The following is a 16,092-nucleotide window of genomic DNA, read 5'->3' as shown; positions in this document are numbered from 1 at the left end:
ATGCAGACGGCAGACGGCGGCGTACTGGCTCCGAAGGGGTTCCTGGCCAACACGGCGGGCTGCGGCATCAACAGTCCGAAGGGCAGCCGCAAGGACCTGGTGGTGATCGCCGCGGGCGGGACCGCCTCCGCGGCGGGGGTGTTCACCACGAACCGGGTGCGGGCCGCCCCGGTGATCCTTTCGGAAGACCATCTGCAGACCGGCATGGCGCGGGCCGTCGTGGTCAACAGCGGCAACGCCAATGCGTGCAACGGGGAACCCGGCATGGCGGACGCCCGGGAGATGGCCGCCCTGGTGGCCGAGGGGCTGTCCGTGCCCGCGAGCGAGATCCTCGTCGCTTCCACCGGGGTCATCGGCCGGCCCCTGCCCATGGACGTGATCCGCGATGGCATCCGGGAAGCGCTGGACCGGCAGCCGCAGGGTCCTGACCCGGACGCCGCCGAGTCGATCATGACGACCGACACGGTCCCCAAGACCTGCGCGGTGCGGTGCGATCTCGATGGTACGGCCGTGACAGTCGGCGGGATCGCCAAGGGTGCGGGCATGATCTGCCCGGACATGGCCACGATGATCGGCGTGGTCACTACGGACGCCGCCATCGCGCCGGGCGCCCTCAAGTCGGCTCTCCGACGGGCGGTAGGCAAGTCCTTCAACTGCATCACCGTCGACGGGGACATGAGCACGAACGACACCGTATTCATCCTGGCCAACGGCGCTGCGGGCAATTCACCGATCACGCAGCCCGCCGGGGATGCCTACGAGCGGTTCGCCGAAGCGCTGGAGCACGTCTGCACCGATCTGGCGAAGAAGATCGCCCGGGACGGCGAAGGCGCGACCAAACTCGTGGAGATACGCGTGCGGGGCGCCCGGTCGGACGAGGACGCCCGGACGATCGGCATGAGCGTGGCGAACTCCGCCCTCGTTAAGACGGCTATCTACGGCCACGATCCCAACTGGGGCCGGATCCTCTGCGCCGTCGGGTACGCGGACGCCGAATCGGATCCGGACACGATCGACCTGTTCCTCTGCGGCCACCAGCTGACGCGCGACGGCCAGGGGCTCCCCCTCGACGAGCCGGCCATGCGGGAGGCCCTTTCCGTCGAGGAAATTCCCGTCGAAATCGACCTCAGGCTGGGAGACGGCGCGGCGACGGTGTGGACCTGCGACATGTCCCACGAATACGTGACCGTGAATGCGGAATATACCACCTGATACACGTACGATTCCACGGAATACAAGGACGCCGACCCATGAATCCTCCTTATAAAACTGTTTACTTTTCGGCCGGCAACGGGTTGCGCACGCTCGGCACCTTTTTGCGCAGGGCCCGCGCCACACCCCAAACGGCCGCCACCAAGCTCGGACCGGTTACTTCCGCCGCGCTGTGCACGATCTTCACTGCCGCGCTCTGGGGAATGGTCCTCTACGGCGTAACCTCGGCTTCCCCGGCCGCCGCCCAGTCGGAATCCGTGTCGATCACGTCGGACCCCGGGCCGGCGCCGGCGGACGAGCTGGCGGAAAGGCGGGAACGGATACGCAAAGGCATGGGCGGCGGGATCATGATCCTCTTCGGGGCGGAACCCAAGGTATTCAGCAACGACGTGAACTATCCCTACCGGCAGGAAAGCAACCTCTTCTACCTGACCGGCATCAGCCAACCCGGCGCCGCGCTCGTGCTGCTGCCCGGGAATCGAAGCCAGAAGGAGATCCTCTTCCTCCCCAGGCGCGACCCTGCCCGTGAGATCTGGACCGGCCACATGATCGGGGTGGAAGAAGCCCGCCGCCGGACCGGGATCACCCATGTTTGGCCGAGTGAAGAATTCGATGGCTTTGTGGAGACCGTTCTCCACGGATCGGCCTATGAAAAACGTCCCTCCGGTGACGCAGAGGACTACCGGGCCATCGGCGAATCCGTCGAGAATGGAACGCCCGTGGCCCTCTGGCTCCTGGCCGACGCCAGCTCCAGGTACGGGAGCCGGTATCCCCGGGCCCTCCGGTTCGCCTCGGAGGCCGCCCGTTTTCCCGCAGTCCAGGTAAGATTGGCATCCGGCCTGTTCCGGGACCTGCGCGTCGTCAAATCGGCCTGGGAGCTGCAGCGGCTGCAACGCGCCGTCGACATCACCCGCCTGGCGCAGCGCGCCATCATGCGCAGGGCAAGTGGACCGGGCGGAACGGGCGGGCCAGGCGGACCAGGCGGACCATTGAACGAATCCGTACTCGACGGCATTATTCTTTCCATTTATCGCGCCTACGGTGCGCACTGGGGGTTCCCGTCCATCGTGGCCTCGGGGCCCAACGCCACGACCCTGCACTACGAGGAAAACAACCGTGAGATCGCAAGCGGCGAACTCGTCCTGGCCGATATCGGCGCGGCCGTCGGATACTACACGGCAGACGTAACGCGGACGTTTCCGGTCGGCGGGGTATTCTCGGAGGCCCAGCGCGAAGTGTACGAGGTTGTCCTCGATGCCCATGCCCGGGGCGTCGCCGCCGTCCGGCCGGGCATGACCATGCGCAGGGTCCATGAAGTGGCGCGGAAGGTGATCGCGGACGGACTCCTGAAACTGGGGCTGATCACGAGTACGTCGGGAAACCAGTACCGCATGTGGTACATGCACGGCACGAGCCACTGGATCGGGCTGGACGTCCATGACGTGGGCGGTAGGGACATGCCCTTCAGGCCGGGCATGGTGATCACGGTGGAACCGGGCATCTACGTCCGGGAGGACACACTGGAGAACCTGGACGACACCCCGCGGCACCGGGCGCTGATCGAGGCGGTACGGCCCGCCTTCGAACGGTACCGGAATATCGGGGTGCGCATCGAAGACGACGTGCTGGTGACTGAAGACGGACACCGTGTGCTGTCGGAAGGCACGCCCCGGTCGATCGAGGACGTCGAAGCCTTCATGGCGCAACCCGCTCCTTGAAGACCCGGCCGATAGCCGGGCGCTTCACCCACAGACGGCCGGCAAACCGTACCTCCGGTTTCCGGGATGGACACATGAACATGACAGCGGACCGAATGCTCACCGTGGAGGAGGCCCAGGAGATCGTGCTGGATTCGGTCTCCGTCTCGGGCGTCGAGCGCGTACCGCTGTACGAGAGCCAGGACCGGGTGCTCGCCGAAGACGTGGCGCCCAGGTTCGACGTGCCGCCACAGGATAATTCCTCCGTCGACGGTTATGCCGTAATAGCAACGGACACGTCGGGCGCATCCGAGGACGCCCCCTGCCGCCTCGAGGTCCTCGAAGAGATTCCCGCGGGCACCGTTCCGTCCGCGCACGTGGTTCCCGGCAAATCCTCGCGCATCATGACCGGCGCCTTCCTCCCCGGAGGCGCGGACGCCGTCGTCATGGTGGAGAACACCAGGCAGCATGCGGATGGCGTGGAGATCCTGAAGGCGGTAGAGCCGGGTCAGAACGTGCGCTACCGGGGGGAAGACGTAAAACAGGGCCAGCGGGTCCTTTTCGCCGGCGCCGAAATCGGTCCCGGCGAGATCGGCCTCCTGGCGGCCTTCCAACGGTCCCAGGTCGCGGTGCGCAGACGTCCGGCCGTGGCCATCCTCTCCACGGGCGACGAGGTCGTCGAAATCGACGAACGGCTCGTACCGGGAAAAATCGTCAACAGCAACAGCTATTCCCTGGCCGCGCTCGTGCGGGAATGCAATGGCCGGCCGGTCAACCTGGGCATCGCCAGGGACAGCGAAGCGGAGATCGCGAAGGCCATCCGGTCGGCGCTGAGCGCGGATATCGTCCTTTCCACCGGCGGCGTTTCCGTGGGCGACTACGACTACGTGAAAAAGGTGCTGGAGGACCTCGGCGCGGACATGAGATTCTGGCGGGTGAAGATGAAACCTGGCAAGCCTCTCGCCTACGGGTTGCTGCAGGGGAAGCCGTTCTTCGGCCTGCCGGGCAATCCCGTCTCCTGCATGGTCTCCTTCCTCCTCTTCGCACGGCCCGCCATGCGTAAGATGATGGGCTACAGCCCCCATGACTGGGGCCTGCCCACGGTCCAGGCGGAACTCGAGAACGATCTGACGGCCGGCGGAGACCGGCGGCACTATCTGCGCGCCAGGATCACCGCTACCGGCGGACGGTTCTACGCCTCGACCGTCGCGGGCCAAGGGTCCGGCATGCTCAGCTCCATGACCGGGACCAACGGTCTCGTCGTCGTGGAAACGGGCGTAACCTCCGTGCCCCGCGGATCCAAGGTCCAGGTGCTGCTGATGGGCGCGGCCGAGCAGAGTGCGGCCGGACAGGGCGAGGCCCGATAGGATTTACCGTGAGGAACGCGCGATGATCTCCGTTATCGAAGCCCGGGACACCATTCTGAACCGGATCCGGCCGATCGGCGTGGAGCGCGTCGATATCGCCTCGGCGCGCGGCCGGGTATTGGCCGAGGACGTACACGCCACGAGAAACCAGCCGCCCTGGGACAATTCAGCCATGGACGGCTACGCGGTGCGGGCCGCGGATACGGTACCGTCGTCGCCCGATTCCCCGGCGGAACTGGAGATCGTCGAAGACCTACCCGCCGGATACGTGGCCAAACGTTCCGTCGGACCGGGACAGGCGATACACATCATGACGGGCGCGCCGGTGCCCGAAGGCGCGGATACCATCGTCCGCGCCGAACGCACGCTAAGGATCGATGCGCGCCGCGTACGCATACTCCAGGCCGTGGAACCCGGAACGGACCTCCGGTGTGCCGGCGAAGACATCCGCGAAGGGGATCTCATCATCCCGTCCGGCATGCTGATCCGGCCGGCCGAAGTCGGCCTGCTGGCCTCGACCAACCGCTCCCACGTAACGGTCTACCGCCGGCCGCGGGTTGCCGTGCTGTCCACCGGCGACGAGATCGTCGACGTGGACGAACCCCTCGAGGACGGCAAGATCGTGGACAGCAACGGATACGCCCTTTCCGCGCTGGTGGCGGACGCCGGCGGCATACCCCTGCGGCTGGGCATCATTCCCGATACCCAGGAAGCGCTCGAAGAGGCGCTGCGCGACGGACTCCTTGCGGACGCGGTCATCACCTCGGGCGGGGTCTCGGTGGGAGAATACGACTACGTCAAGGCCGCCCTCGAGGCCGTCGGCACCTCCATGGCCTTCTGGAAGGTGTCCATGACGCCCGGTCGCCCCCTCGCCTTCGGTTCAATTGACGACACCATCGTATTCGGCCTGCCCGGCAACCCGGTAGCCTCCATGGTTACCTTCGAGCTCTTCATGCGTCCCGCCCTGCTCACGATGCAGGGATACACCCGTATCTTCCGCCCCACGATCAAGGCACGCCTGCTGGAAGACCTGACGAAATCGCTTGGACGCAAACAGTTCATTCGCGTGACCCTCCAGAAGCGGGGAGACCAATACTTCGCGTCGCGTACCGGCGCGCAGGGCTCAGGCATTCTGAGATCCATGTCCATCGCCGACGGGTTGGCCGTAAGTCACGAAGATCAGGAATTCATGCCGGCCGGCCAGGAAATCGAGGTCATGTTACTCGGGGGTTACAGCGGGCTCTCTGCTGATCGTAACTACTGATAATTATATAACTTACGGCATTTTCAAATTCGCTTCATAAATACGTATATTATTATGTATATCCGTATACCTTCCACATGGGGCGATCGGGGAAGGGGTAGCCTGTTTCATCGGCGGGTTTCTTGCCATCTGACGATAATTTTTCGATACGATAACCCTTCCTGAATCAACGGTCTACCATCTCACACTTTCTTAAGCACCACGAGGGTAGGAGAGCTAACAACCCCTTCTTCGTATGGAACGATAGCTTCCCATACCATGCCCTGCGCCTCCATGATCGATGCAGCCGATTCGATCTCTTCCTCCGGACCGGGCCCCTTGTAGCAGACCAGCTTCCCTCCGGGTTTCAAGACGGGACTACTCCATTCCACGAGTTGGCCGATAGAACTGACCGCCCGCGCCACCGCGCCGTCATACATGCCATCCGGCGCACGTTCCGGTAATTGCTCTATCCGTATATTGCAGACATTCAGATTATCCAGCGACAACGCACGCCGTGCCAACTTCAGAAAAGCGCACTTCTTCTGATTTGATTCGACCGCAACAAAGCGTGTTCCAGGCACGAAAATGGCGAGGGGTATCCCGGGGAAACCGCCACCGCTTCCGATGTCCACGATCACGCCGCCCGTGGGCAGGACACCCTTCAGTGCGGGCATGAGCGAATCGCAAAAATGGCGCGAAGGTATGCGTTCCAGATCGTTCGTGGATATGATGCGGAGTACGTGGTTTACACGCAGGATTTCGTACAGGTATCGCTCGAATGCCCCGATTTTACGGGCGTCAAGCCGATGACCGAGATTCTCCATACCATGGACGAAATGCTCGAAAGTGTCCATGTCATGTCTTGGTATGTTCCACGTGGAACACCTGGTTCTCGGGGCTGGACTTTTCGGTGCGGGACTTCGCCGTAAAGCGTTCGAGATGTACGACGAGGATGGACAGATCGGCGGGTGTTACGCCCGGGATCCGCGACGCCTGCCCCACGTTTGCCGGCCGGATGATGGCCAGCTTTTCACGTGCTTCGTGGGACATGGCCCGGATGGAAGCGTAATCGAATTCCCCGGGGATCGCACGGGATTCCCAGGACCGCATGCGTTCAATTTCCTTGTGCTGGCGTTCGAGGTACCCGGCGTATTTGACCGTTGTCTGAATCTGGCCGATGACAGACGGTTCATGGTCCATGGGATCCGGGTCTACGGTATAGAGGTCGGAATACTGTATCTCCGGGCGGGACAGCAGCTTGTGCAGGGACACCGGCTCCGATACCGGCGTCGAGAACCTGGTCTCGAGTATGGGGTTTATCCGGTCCGGAGCCACGTATTCCCCTTTCAGCCGGTTTGATTCCGATTCCACCAGCTGGCGACGGGTTACTGTGGCCTCGTGACGTTCTCTTGAAATCACACCGATCTCGAAGGCCCGGTCCGACAGGCGCATATCCGCGTTGTCGTGCCGCAACAGCAGGCGGTACTCCGCACGCGAAGTGAACATCCGGTAAGGTTCGTCCGCTCCCTTCGTGATGAGATCGTCGACCATCACGCCAATGTAAGCCTCTCCCCGGTCGAGGGTAAACGCCGGGCGTTTACCGACCTTCAGCGCGGCATTGATGCCGGCCAGTATACCCTGTGCCGCGGCCTCCTCATAGCCCGTGGTACCGTTGATCTGACCCGCGAGGAACAGCCCGTCTACCTGGCGCGTTTCCAGGGAACGTGTCAGGTTTTCGGGAGGGATAAAATCGTATTCGACGGCGTATCCGAACTGAAGGATCTCCGCCTTCTCCAGGCCTTTTATCGTGTGCAGCGCCCGGTCCTGCACCGGTTCCGGAAGGCTGGTGGAGAAGCCGTTTACGTATACCTCGTCGGTATTCCACCCCTCGGGTTCCAGGATGATCTGGTGATTGTCCCGATCAGGGAACCGTACGATCTTGTCTTCGACGGATGGACAGTACCTGGGACCGCGGCCGGTGATCCGGCCGGAGTACATGGGCGACTGATCCAGGGCGGAACGGATGATGTCGTGGGTCCGGGCGTTCGTGAAGGTCAGGTAGCAGGGCAGTTGCTCATCGGCCGGTGACAGCCTTTCCTGGGAGAAATGCTCGGGAAGCTCATCGCCCGCAATGATTTCCAACTCATTGTAATCTATGGATTTACCATCTACTCTGGGCGGCGTGCCGGTTTTCAGCCGGCCGATGTCGAACCCCAGATCCCGCAGGGAGTCGGACAGCTCCGTGGCCGCCCTTTCTCCCAGACGTCCTCCGGAGGAACTGCTCGCGCCCCGATGCATGACGCCGTTCAGAAAAGTGCCTGAAGCCACGACCACGGCACGGCAAGATATGGCGCGCCCATCGTTGGTCCGGATCCCCGTCACGCAGCGCTGGTCGACGTCCAGGCACGCGACCTCGCCTTCCACTACCGTCAGGTTCGGCGTTTCCCCGATGACCCGCTGCATATAATCCCGGTATGCCACGCGGTCATTCTGGGATCTCAGAGACTGTACCGCCGGACCCTTGCGCGTGTTCAACATCCTGACCTGCACGGCCGTCGCGTCCGCGGCCTTGCCCATCTCCCCGCCGAGCGCGTCGACCTCCCTCACGAGCTGTCCCTTGCCCAGGCCGCCGATGGAAGGATTGCAGGACATCTGCCCGATCTTCGAAGCATCGAGGGTTACGAGCGCCGTCTTTACGCCCATTCTCGCCGAAGCCAGGGCGGCTTCGCATCCGGCGTGGCCTCCGCCGATGACGAGGACTTCAACCGATGTCAGCCGTTCGTTTTCAGCCATTACCCGGTCCCTGTTCCACGTGGAACATCATTTCCCGATGCAGAACCTGGAGAACACATGATCGAGTACCGCATCGCCGATTTCCTTTCCCACGAGTACACCCAGCCGGTGCACGCATTCCCTCAGATCGACGGCGGCCATTTCGGCGCCGAGCCCTTCTTCCAGTACCCCGATACCCCGGTCAAGACTCGTTTTCGCCTGGTCAAGCAGCTCGCCCTGACGAGCATTGACGACGAGTCCCGACTCGAAACCGGCGGGATCGAACCGCGCGGTCTGGAGAATCGCTTCCCTGAGATTCTCCAGACCCTCGCCGTGCTTTGCCGAGGTTCGGATCCACCGGCCGCCCGCGGTCAATTCCAGGTATGCGTCCGGATCGTAAGCATCCAGGTCGCACTTGTTGAATATAAACACGGCGGTCCGCCCGGACAACATCTTCACCAGTTGCCGGTCGTCGTCGTCCGGCGGGCTTGTGGCGTCGAAGACGGCCAGCGGGATATCGGCCTGTTCCAGTTCCGTGCGCGACCGGATAACGCCCTGCTGTTCCACCCGGTTCGAGGTCTTCCGGATACCCGCCGTATCCACGAAGACAACGGGCACGCCCTCGATGTCGACGCTTTCCTCGATGGTGTCCCGCGTCGTCCCCGATTCCGGATGCACGATCGCCCGGTCACGCGCCGTAAGCATGTTGAGCAGACTGGACTTCCCCACGTTCGGCTTGCCGAGCAACGCGACCCGGACCCCGTCCCTCAGTACGCGCGTTTCGTGGGAAGACTTGATGAGTCGGCCGAGCGCTTCCCGGACGGGTCGGAGCTGGTCGAGGAAGGTCCGCGGCGTCATATCGGGGATGCCCTCCTCGGTGAAATCAAGCGTAACTTCAATATATGCAATTATTTGTATTAATTTGATCCTGAATTCGTCGATCTGTTGCGAGCAGGTCCCGTTCAGCTGCCTGAGGGCCGCCCGCGCGCAGGCATCGGTCCGCGCCCGGATCAACTCGCCCACCGCTTCCGCCTGCAGCAGGTCGATCCTTCCGTTGAGAAAGGCGCGCTTTGTAAACTCCCCCGGCTCCGCCAGCCGGGCGCCCGACCTGATCAGGACGTCCAGGATCATCCCGCCCGGAACCATGCCGCCGTGGCCGCTGAACTCGATCAGGTCCTCCCGGGTGTAGGTACGGGGCGACCTGAATACGGACATGAGCACTTCATCGACCCGCTCGTGGCTCCGGGGATCGATGACGTGGCCGTGATGGATGGTGTGGGTCCCGCACTCGGAAGGCCGGCTGGTGCCTCCGAACACCCGGTCGGCGATGGCGAAAGTGTCGGGACCGCTCATGCGCACCACGCACAGTCCGCCCTCGCCGGGCGGCGTTCCGATCGCGGCAATGGTATCGTTCGGGGCCTGCGAGGTCATGGGGTTAACGAGGCTTGCTGCCGCGCCCGGTGCACTGCGGGTCGGTGCCCTTGGGCCCGGTGCCTGCGGCGGTGCCCTTTGGGTGCGTCACTTGGCGGGTTGAACGGGGAAGAACCGGTTTTGAAAGGCCTGCTGCACGATGGTCAGCACGTTGATCATGGTCCAGTACAGGATCAGTCCGGAAGGCAGGTTCATCATGATGAAGAACAGCACCGCGGGCATGATGTAGACGAACATGGCCTGCCGGGGGTCTTTCATCGTCATCTTGGACTGGATCAGCATCGTGGCCGCCATGAGGACGGGCAGCACGTAGTACGGGTCCCGGAGGGACAGGTCCTGGATCCACCCGATGAAAGGCGCGTCCCGCAGTTCGATCGTGCTGCTGAAGATGGTGTAGAGCGCGATGAGGATCGGCATCTGCAGCAGCAGCGGCAGGCAGCCGCCCAGCGGGTTCACCCCCGCGTCCCGGTACAGCTTCATCATCTCCTGGTTAAGCTTGGTCGAGTCGTTCTTGTGCTTCTCCTTGAGCGATTCCATCTTCGGCTGGAGCGCGGCCATGCCCTGCGTGGCCTTCATGCTCTTGTGGGTCAGGGGAAAGAGCAGGATCTTCACGATGATGGAGAGCACGATGATCACGACGCCGTAATTGGTGATGAACTGGTGCAGCCAGACCAGGGAAATGAGCGTGATCCGGCTGATCGGTTGAATGATCGTCCAACCGAGATCGACGGCGCCCTCGAGGCCGTATCCGTAACTTTCCAGGGTATCGTAGTGGACCGGGCCGAGATAGAGGAGGAAGTTGTCCACCAGGGGTGACGCGAGTCCCATGGACAGTTCCACGGCGATCTGCCGGTCGTCGTATTGGGGGCGCTGCACGGGCCGGCCGTTCAGCCGGTATCCCCTGGCCTTTCGGTCCACCGGCACCATGGCGGTGAAGAAGTATTTGCTTCGCACGCCGACCCAGTGGGTCTCTCCCGTGGTCTCGGGCCGCGGATCTTCGAACTCGGTCCCGAGGTCTTCGTCGATCACCGTATCGTTGAGCGAGGCGAATCCCCTGAAGGCATACAGATCCTGGTCCCAGTCCTGCTCCGTCACGTTGATCCCGCCGCCCCACCGGAGATAGTACTTGCTGCCCAGGGCCAGGTCCTGTCCGCCGTCGATCCGCACCTGGAGATCCACGGCGTAATCGTCCCGGTTGATGACGAAGGCCTTGGTGATGGTCAGGCCTCCCGGCGCGTCGGCCGTCAGCGTCACGGATCCCGAGGACTGTCCGGGACCCAGCACGACCGCGTCGCGGTCCGCGGCGAAGCGCAGGGCGCGGGTGCTGCGGGGCCCCCGCTCCGTGGTAAGCACGATGTCGGGGCCGGACTCCCGATCGGGGGGGACGAGTTCCACTTCTTCCCCGCCGATTCCCCTGTAACCCTTGAGTTTCCAGCTGGTTATCACACCGCCCATCGTATTGATCACACCCCGGAAGTACTGGTTTTCGACGACGATTTCACGGGGCGCCGGCGTGCCTTCGACCGGGGGGAGAAACAACACGCGCTCGGATCGGTCCCAGCTGTCCGCGGCCACGTCCTGCCGGGGGCGATCTTCGATGCGGGGAGGCGGCGTCCGCCCGGGCTCGGTTACGGCGGCGTCCGGCGGCGCGTCAAAAGACGGCCCTGTGGCATCCTGCGGCGCGTCGAAAGCCTGTCCGGGTGTCTCGACTGGAGGGTAGGCGCCCGCGGGATCGTCCCCGGTCGCGAAATCCCCCGGCTGCCCCTGCGGGACCACCCGGTCGACCTGGGCAGGACGCTGGGGCGCGTACATGGGGTATATTATGTAGTAGTAACCGATCCAGGTCAGTATGATCAGTCCGAATGCGCCGAGTACCCGTTTTTCCATGGTCGTTGTGATTCCGGGGTTTCAAGCCGTGGCCTGCGGCTAATCGCGTGGTCCGCCAGATCCGCCAGTTCCAGCCGGCCCGTCCGGTCGCTCCACCGGATCGTAGCCGCCCGGGTGAAAGGGATGGCAGCGCAGCAGCCGCCACGCGGCCATGCGGACCCCGGTGAACAGGCCCTTGCGTTCCAGTGCTTCGATGGCGTAATTCGAACAGGTGGGGGTAAACCTGCAGCTTGGCGGGAGGAGCGGGGAGACTGCGAGCCGATAGCCGCGGACGCCCCAGACGAGCGTGGCCGTGATTGCCCTGGTCAGCCGTTTCCACATAAGCGTGTCACCGCGGTACGGTAGAGGGACAGGAACTCTTCGTTCATCTGGCGGTAGGTCCATTCCCGGCCGGGACTGCGGGCGATAAGCACCAAGTGCACCCCCCTCTTCAGGCGGCACCTGTTCAACCGGTAGATCTCCCGCATTCTCCGGCGGACCAGGTTACGCCTGACCGCACCGCCGTAGTGCCGGGTCACGATGAAACCTACCCGGCGCTCAAGCCGGTCCGGACACGCGGCCAGAGACAGGGTCATCGAACGTCCGCGGACGGTCAGTCCGCATTTCCTGACCCGTTCGAACTCCCACCGGTGTCTCATGCGTTCGTCGTGGGGAAAACGTCGGGAACCGGCGGCCATGATGCATCGGTCCTGCCGCGTTCGGGCGGCGCCTAAACGGCAACGCGTACCCTTCCCTTGGCTCGTCGGCGGTTCAGAATCAACCGTCCCGCCCTGGTGCTCATCCTTCGACGAAACCCGTGCCTGCGGTGCCGCTTGAGATTGCTCGGCTGAAAGGTCCGCTTCATCGTTTACTCCCGTTTTTTCTACCTGTTTTCGCAAAAACAACAGCCCTCCATATTACCCCCGGAGCGCGTTAAAGTCAAGTTGTTTTTGGTCGGTCCCGGGTAGCAAATCTTTTCGAGATATTCTCTTGACAGCACCCCACTCACCATACATACTAAGATGAAGATACGACCCGCAACGTTTCCGCCTGCCGTGGATTTGTTGTCGCACCTAATACCACCTTAAATGTAGTAATTTCAACAATTTAGCATGTTGCATGCAAGCGTACGAGTGTGTTTTCGGGCCGGAAAAGCACCGGTCCGTTCAAAGGCGTTTCATTCCCTTCGGTCCACAAGGTAATACGCGATGAAGCAGGAAGATCCTGCACAGCTCTGGTCGGTGTGCTTGTCGGAACTGAGGGGCATGATGCCCGCACAGACGTTCGCGACCTGGTTCGAGCGTACCAGGGGGCATAACGTAACCCCGGAAAAATTCACGATCGAGGTACCGAATCCGTTCTCCGGCGAACGTATGCTGAAGCGGTTTCACGACAAGATCAGCCAGGTCGTGACGACCCAGCTCGGCCGCCAGGTCGTCATTGACTACCACATCTTCGAGGGCAATTCACAGATCATCCCCGTGCTTACCGACCTGCCCTCCTACGTGACGGACCGGGCGGACCGGGCGGACCGGGAACAACTGGCCGCGGGCGAAGCGGAAACGGACAACCTCTACGACAACTACACTTTCGAGAACTTCGTCGTGGGGGAGTGCAACGACTTCGCCCACGCGGCATCCCTGGCCGTAGTGAAATCCCCGGGCCAGCAGACCTTCAATCCCCTGGTCATCTACGGCGGCGTCGGCCTGGGCAAGACCCACCTGGCGCAGGCGATCGCCCACGAATCGAAGCGGCTCGGCACCGTCGACCGCAGCCGGTACGTCACGTCGGAGATCTTCTACAACGAATTCATCGAGTCCATCCAGGAAAAGAAGACGAAGGAGTTCGCGCAGACCTACCGGAACGTCGACCTGCTGATCGTGGACGACATCCAGTTCTTCTGCAAGGGGCACAAGGACCGCACCCAGGAGGAGTTCTTCCACACCTTCGACGTGCTCCGGCAGAAGGGCAAGCAGATCGTCCTGACCAGCGACCGGATTCCCAAGGAGCTTTCCGGCCTGGAGGAACGGCTGGTGTCCCGGTTCGAATGGGGGCTTCTCGCGGACATGAAGCCGCCCGACTACGAGACCCGGGAAGCCATTCTACAGAAGAAGGCGGACAAGGACGGACTGTCCCTCAGCCCGGACGTCATCGCCTATATCGCCGACCGCGTCGCATCGAACATCCGGGAACTGGAAGGCGCCGTGCTCAGCCTGCTGGCCTACGCGTCGCTGAGTCACTGCGACATTACCATCGAAGTGGCGAAACGGGTGCTGAGCAACAAGATCCGCAGAAAACAGCGCTCCGTGGGAATGGAAGACATACAGAAGGCCGCGGCCGGCCACTACGGCGTGTCCGTCGAGGATCTCGCCGCGAAGACGCGTAAGAAGCACGTGGTGGCAGCCCGCCAGGCCGCCATGTACCTTTGCCGGGACATGACCCGTGCGTCGCTTAAGGATATCGGCGCGGTTTTCGGCAAGAGAGACCACACCACCGTCATTCACGCCTGCCAGACGGTCAAAAAGCTCCTGTTGCACGACGAAAGCCTGCAGGAAGACCTCGATAAGATCAGAAATTCGCTTTCTTAGCCCGCCTGACGTTCAGCAACGCACACCACACGGTTAATTCGCTCCGGTATGTGTGGATAACCAACAACTTATCCACATTTTGTCAACAAATCGCGCCTGTCGTAACTCCCGCCCCGGCATAATGTTGCATATTGTATATACCGAATTTCCACACCAATCCACCAGGGTTAGTCCACCTCGGTGTGGAAAGGTCTCCGGCCGCGGCGCAAAATGGCCTCGTTTCGACCTGGAACCGGCTTCAAATCGGCTTTCATACGCCCGATTGCACGCCAGCGCACATCTGGCGCATTTACGGGCTGGAGATGATGTGGATAACCCGGGGGATAAGGGGATGGGGTGTGTCGATGATTTGTGTATAAACGGGGGTTTTATCCCGTTTCGGTTTCTAGTGTGTGGATTATGTGGATAAACACCTGTTTAGTTGCCAATTTCTCCACATCTTTTTTTCCCCGCAAATGTTTGGTTTTATTATTACTTATCATCATAAATACGTGTTTATGCACATATCCACATTCCTTATTAGTATTATTCCTTTCTTATACATACATATTAAAATTCATAGTATACACAATATATTGTACGTTTTTAGCGCCATACCGCGACGTTATACAATATAGGGTGGTTTTGACTCACAAAACCCTTGCGCTGTCCTGAGCGTGATCTATATTCAATAATAGTAATAGGTTACTGTACAAGAAACCTCCCCGGTTCATTCTGTACAGTTCGGACCCTACGAGGTAACCGGCGAAGAACGCCCAGTAGACTGCCCAAAGGAGTACTCTGTGAAAATCACCATTCCGTCCAGTTCCACCCTGATGAGCGGAATACAGACCGTTCTGAATGTCGTTCCGCCGAAGACCACCCTGCCCATCCTGTCCAACATGCTGCTGGAGACGGAAGACGGCCACCTGAGCATTGGGGCCACCGACCTGGACATATTCATCATGACGAAGATCCCCGCCCAGATATCGGGGGAGGGATCGATCACGGTGCCCGGAAGGAAATTCGCGGAAATGGTGCGCGAGCTGCCGGACGCGCCCGTGGATATCGAGGTGGACGGGGTCAAGGTGATCATCCGGTGTGACCGCGGGGTATTCCGTCTGGTGGGCATCAGCAAGGACGAGTACCCGGCATTGCCGGATGTGACGTCCGAACAGACCATAGAGATTCCGTCGTCTTCGCTGCAGCGGTTGATCCGGAAGACGGTGTACGCCGTATCGAAGGACGAGATCCACCCGAGTCTCTGGGGCGCGTTCCTACGCATAGGCCGCGGCGCCGTCCGGATGGTGGCCACCGATGGGCACCGGCTGGCCAAGACGACGCTCCCCTGCGATGTTTCCGATGCGGCCACGGAGGGGATCATCGTGCCGCCCAAGGCGCTGAACAATCTCTCGCGCCTCATCGGGGAATCGGATTCGCCGTCCCGGATCACCATCGGCGAGAACCACGTCCTGTTCGAACTGGAGAACGCCAGGTTGTTCGCCAGGCTGATCGAAGCGACCTATCCGGACTACGAGAGGGTAATTCCCACGGGCAACGACAAGGTGGTCAAGGTGAACCGCGAGGAGCTGGAGAGCGCCGTCCGCCGCGTGTCCGTGTTGTCCAACCCCTCCACCCGGCAGATTCGGTATTCCTTCCGACCGGGTTTCGTCGAATTGAGTTCCTTTAGCCACGATATCGGCGGCGAGGCCCGGGAAGAAGTGCCGGCCGAATACGAAGGCGAAGCCATGGATACGACCTACGATTTCCGCTACCTCCTCGACGTCGTGGAGCGGATCGAGAGCGAAGAAGTGGTTTTCAAACTGGATACGCCGGTCAGCGCAGGGATCATCACCCCGTCCGGGGAGGAAGCGGAGGGCGAGGACTACCAGTGCCTGATCATGCCCTTCAGGACGACCGAGGCGGAAAGCTAA

13 protein-coding genes are annotated in these 16,092 nt (G+C 61.9%); 6 read left to right on the top strand and 7 right to left on the bottom strand.

Annotation, left to right across the window (positions count from 1 at the left end; genetic code table 11):
* The 4 genes from argJ (at position 1) to F4X08_01485 (ending at position 5,540) form a co-directional block, all read left to right on the top strand.
* Positions 1-1,212, top strand: a complete 1,212-nt coding sequence (gene argJ, locus F4X08_01500) for a bifunctional glutamate N-acetyltransferase/amino-acid acetyltransferase ArgJ (GenBank protein ID MYD24478.1) — start codon at positions 1-3, stop codon at positions 1,210-1,212.
* 38 nt (positions 1,213-1,250) lie between these two features.
* Positions 1,251-2,930 carry an aminopeptidase P family protein gene (locus F4X08_01495; protein MYD24477.1) on the top strand — a complete coding sequence of 560 codons (1,680 nt, stop codon included), beginning with the start codon at positions 1,251-1,253 and terminating at the stop codon, positions 2,928-2,930.
* 74 nt (positions 2,931-3,004) lie between these two features.
* Complete coding sequence (locus tag F4X08_01490; protein MYD24476.1) at positions 3,005-4,276, top strand: molybdopterin molybdotransferase MoeA; 1,272 nt, start codon at positions 3,005-3,007, stop codon at positions 4,274-4,276.
* 22 nt (positions 4,277-4,298) lie between these two features.
* On the top strand, positions 4,299-5,540 hold the full coding sequence (locus F4X08_01485; GenBank protein ID MYD24475.1) for a molybdopterin molybdotransferase MoeA: 1,242 nt from the start codon (positions 4,299-4,301) through the stop codon (positions 5,538-5,540).
* Between the two features lie 182 nt (positions 5,541-5,722).
* On the opposite strand, the gene rsmG is transcribed toward F4X08_01485, so the two are convergent.
* The 7 genes from rsmG to F4X08_01450 form a co-directional block, all read right to left on the bottom strand.
* The gene (gene rsmG, locus F4X08_01480; protein ID MYD24474.1) at positions 5,723-6,376 is read right to left on the bottom strand and encodes a 16S rRNA (guanine(527)-N(7))-methyltransferase RsmG; all 654 of its coding nucleotides are present in this window, start codon (positions 6,374-6,376) and stop codon (positions 5,723-5,725) included.
* A gap of 1 nt (position 6,377) precedes the next feature.
* Positions 6,378-8,315, bottom strand: a complete 1,938-nt coding sequence (gene mnmG, locus F4X08_01475) for a tRNA uridine-5-carboxymethylaminomethyl(34) synthesis enzyme MnmG (protein MYD24473.1) — start codon at positions 8,313-8,315, stop codon at positions 6,378-6,380.
* A gap of 27 nt (positions 8,316-8,342) precedes the next feature.
* Positions 8,343-9,725: a tRNA uridine-5-carboxymethylaminomethyl(34) synthesis GTPase MnmE gene (gene mnmE, locus F4X08_01470; protein MYD24472.1), complete on the bottom strand. Its 1,383-nt coding sequence runs from the start codon at positions 9,723-9,725 to the stop codon at positions 8,343-8,345.
* Between the two features lie 87 nt (positions 9,726-9,812).
* On the bottom strand, positions 9,813-11,612 hold the full coding sequence (gene yidC / locus F4X08_01465; protein MYD24471.1) for a membrane protein insertase YidC: 1,800 nt from the start codon (positions 11,610-11,612) through the stop codon (positions 9,813-9,815).
* A gap of 39 nt (positions 11,613-11,651) precedes the next feature.
* Positions 11,652-11,933 carry a membrane protein insertion efficiency factor YidD gene (gene yidD / locus F4X08_01460; protein MYD24470.1) on the bottom strand — a complete coding sequence of 94 codons (282 nt, stop codon included), beginning with the start codon at positions 11,931-11,933 and terminating at the stop codon, positions 11,652-11,654.
* Entirely contained in the window at positions 11,918-12,289 is a 372-nt protein-coding gene (gene rnpA / locus F4X08_01455; GenBank protein MYD24469.1) for a ribonuclease P protein component, read from the bottom strand. Before rnpA ends, yidD begins: the two co-directional genes overlap by 16 nt.
* Positions 12,290-12,321: 32 nt before the next feature.
* On the bottom strand, positions 12,322-12,456 hold the full coding sequence (locus tag F4X08_01450; GenBank protein MYD24468.1) for a 50S ribosomal protein L34: 135 nt from the start codon (positions 12,454-12,456) through the stop codon (positions 12,322-12,324).
* 343 nt (positions 12,457-12,799) lie between these two features.
* Between F4X08_01450 and dnaA the strand changes: the two genes are divergently transcribed.
* Both dnaA and dnaN read left to right on the top strand, forming a co-directional pair.
* On the top strand, positions 12,800-14,179 hold the full coding sequence (gene dnaA / locus F4X08_01445) for a chromosomal replication initiator protein DnaA (GenBank protein ID MYD24467.1): 1,380 nt from the start codon (positions 12,800-12,802) through the stop codon (positions 14,177-14,179).
* A gap of 782 nt (positions 14,180-14,961) precedes the next feature.
* Complete coding sequence (gene dnaN, locus F4X08_01440; protein ID MYD24466.1) at positions 14,962-16,092, top strand: DNA polymerase III subunit beta; 1,131 nt, start codon at positions 14,962-14,964, stop codon at positions 16,090-16,092.

Source organism: Gemmatimonadota bacterium (assembly GCA_009841265.1).
In the GTDB taxonomy this organism is placed as follows: Bacteria; JAAXHH01; JAAXHH01; order JAAXHH01; family JAAXHH01; genus JAAXHH01.
Note: the sequence above shows the minus strand (reverse complement) of the source record. Positions and strands in the feature narration are given on the sequence as shown.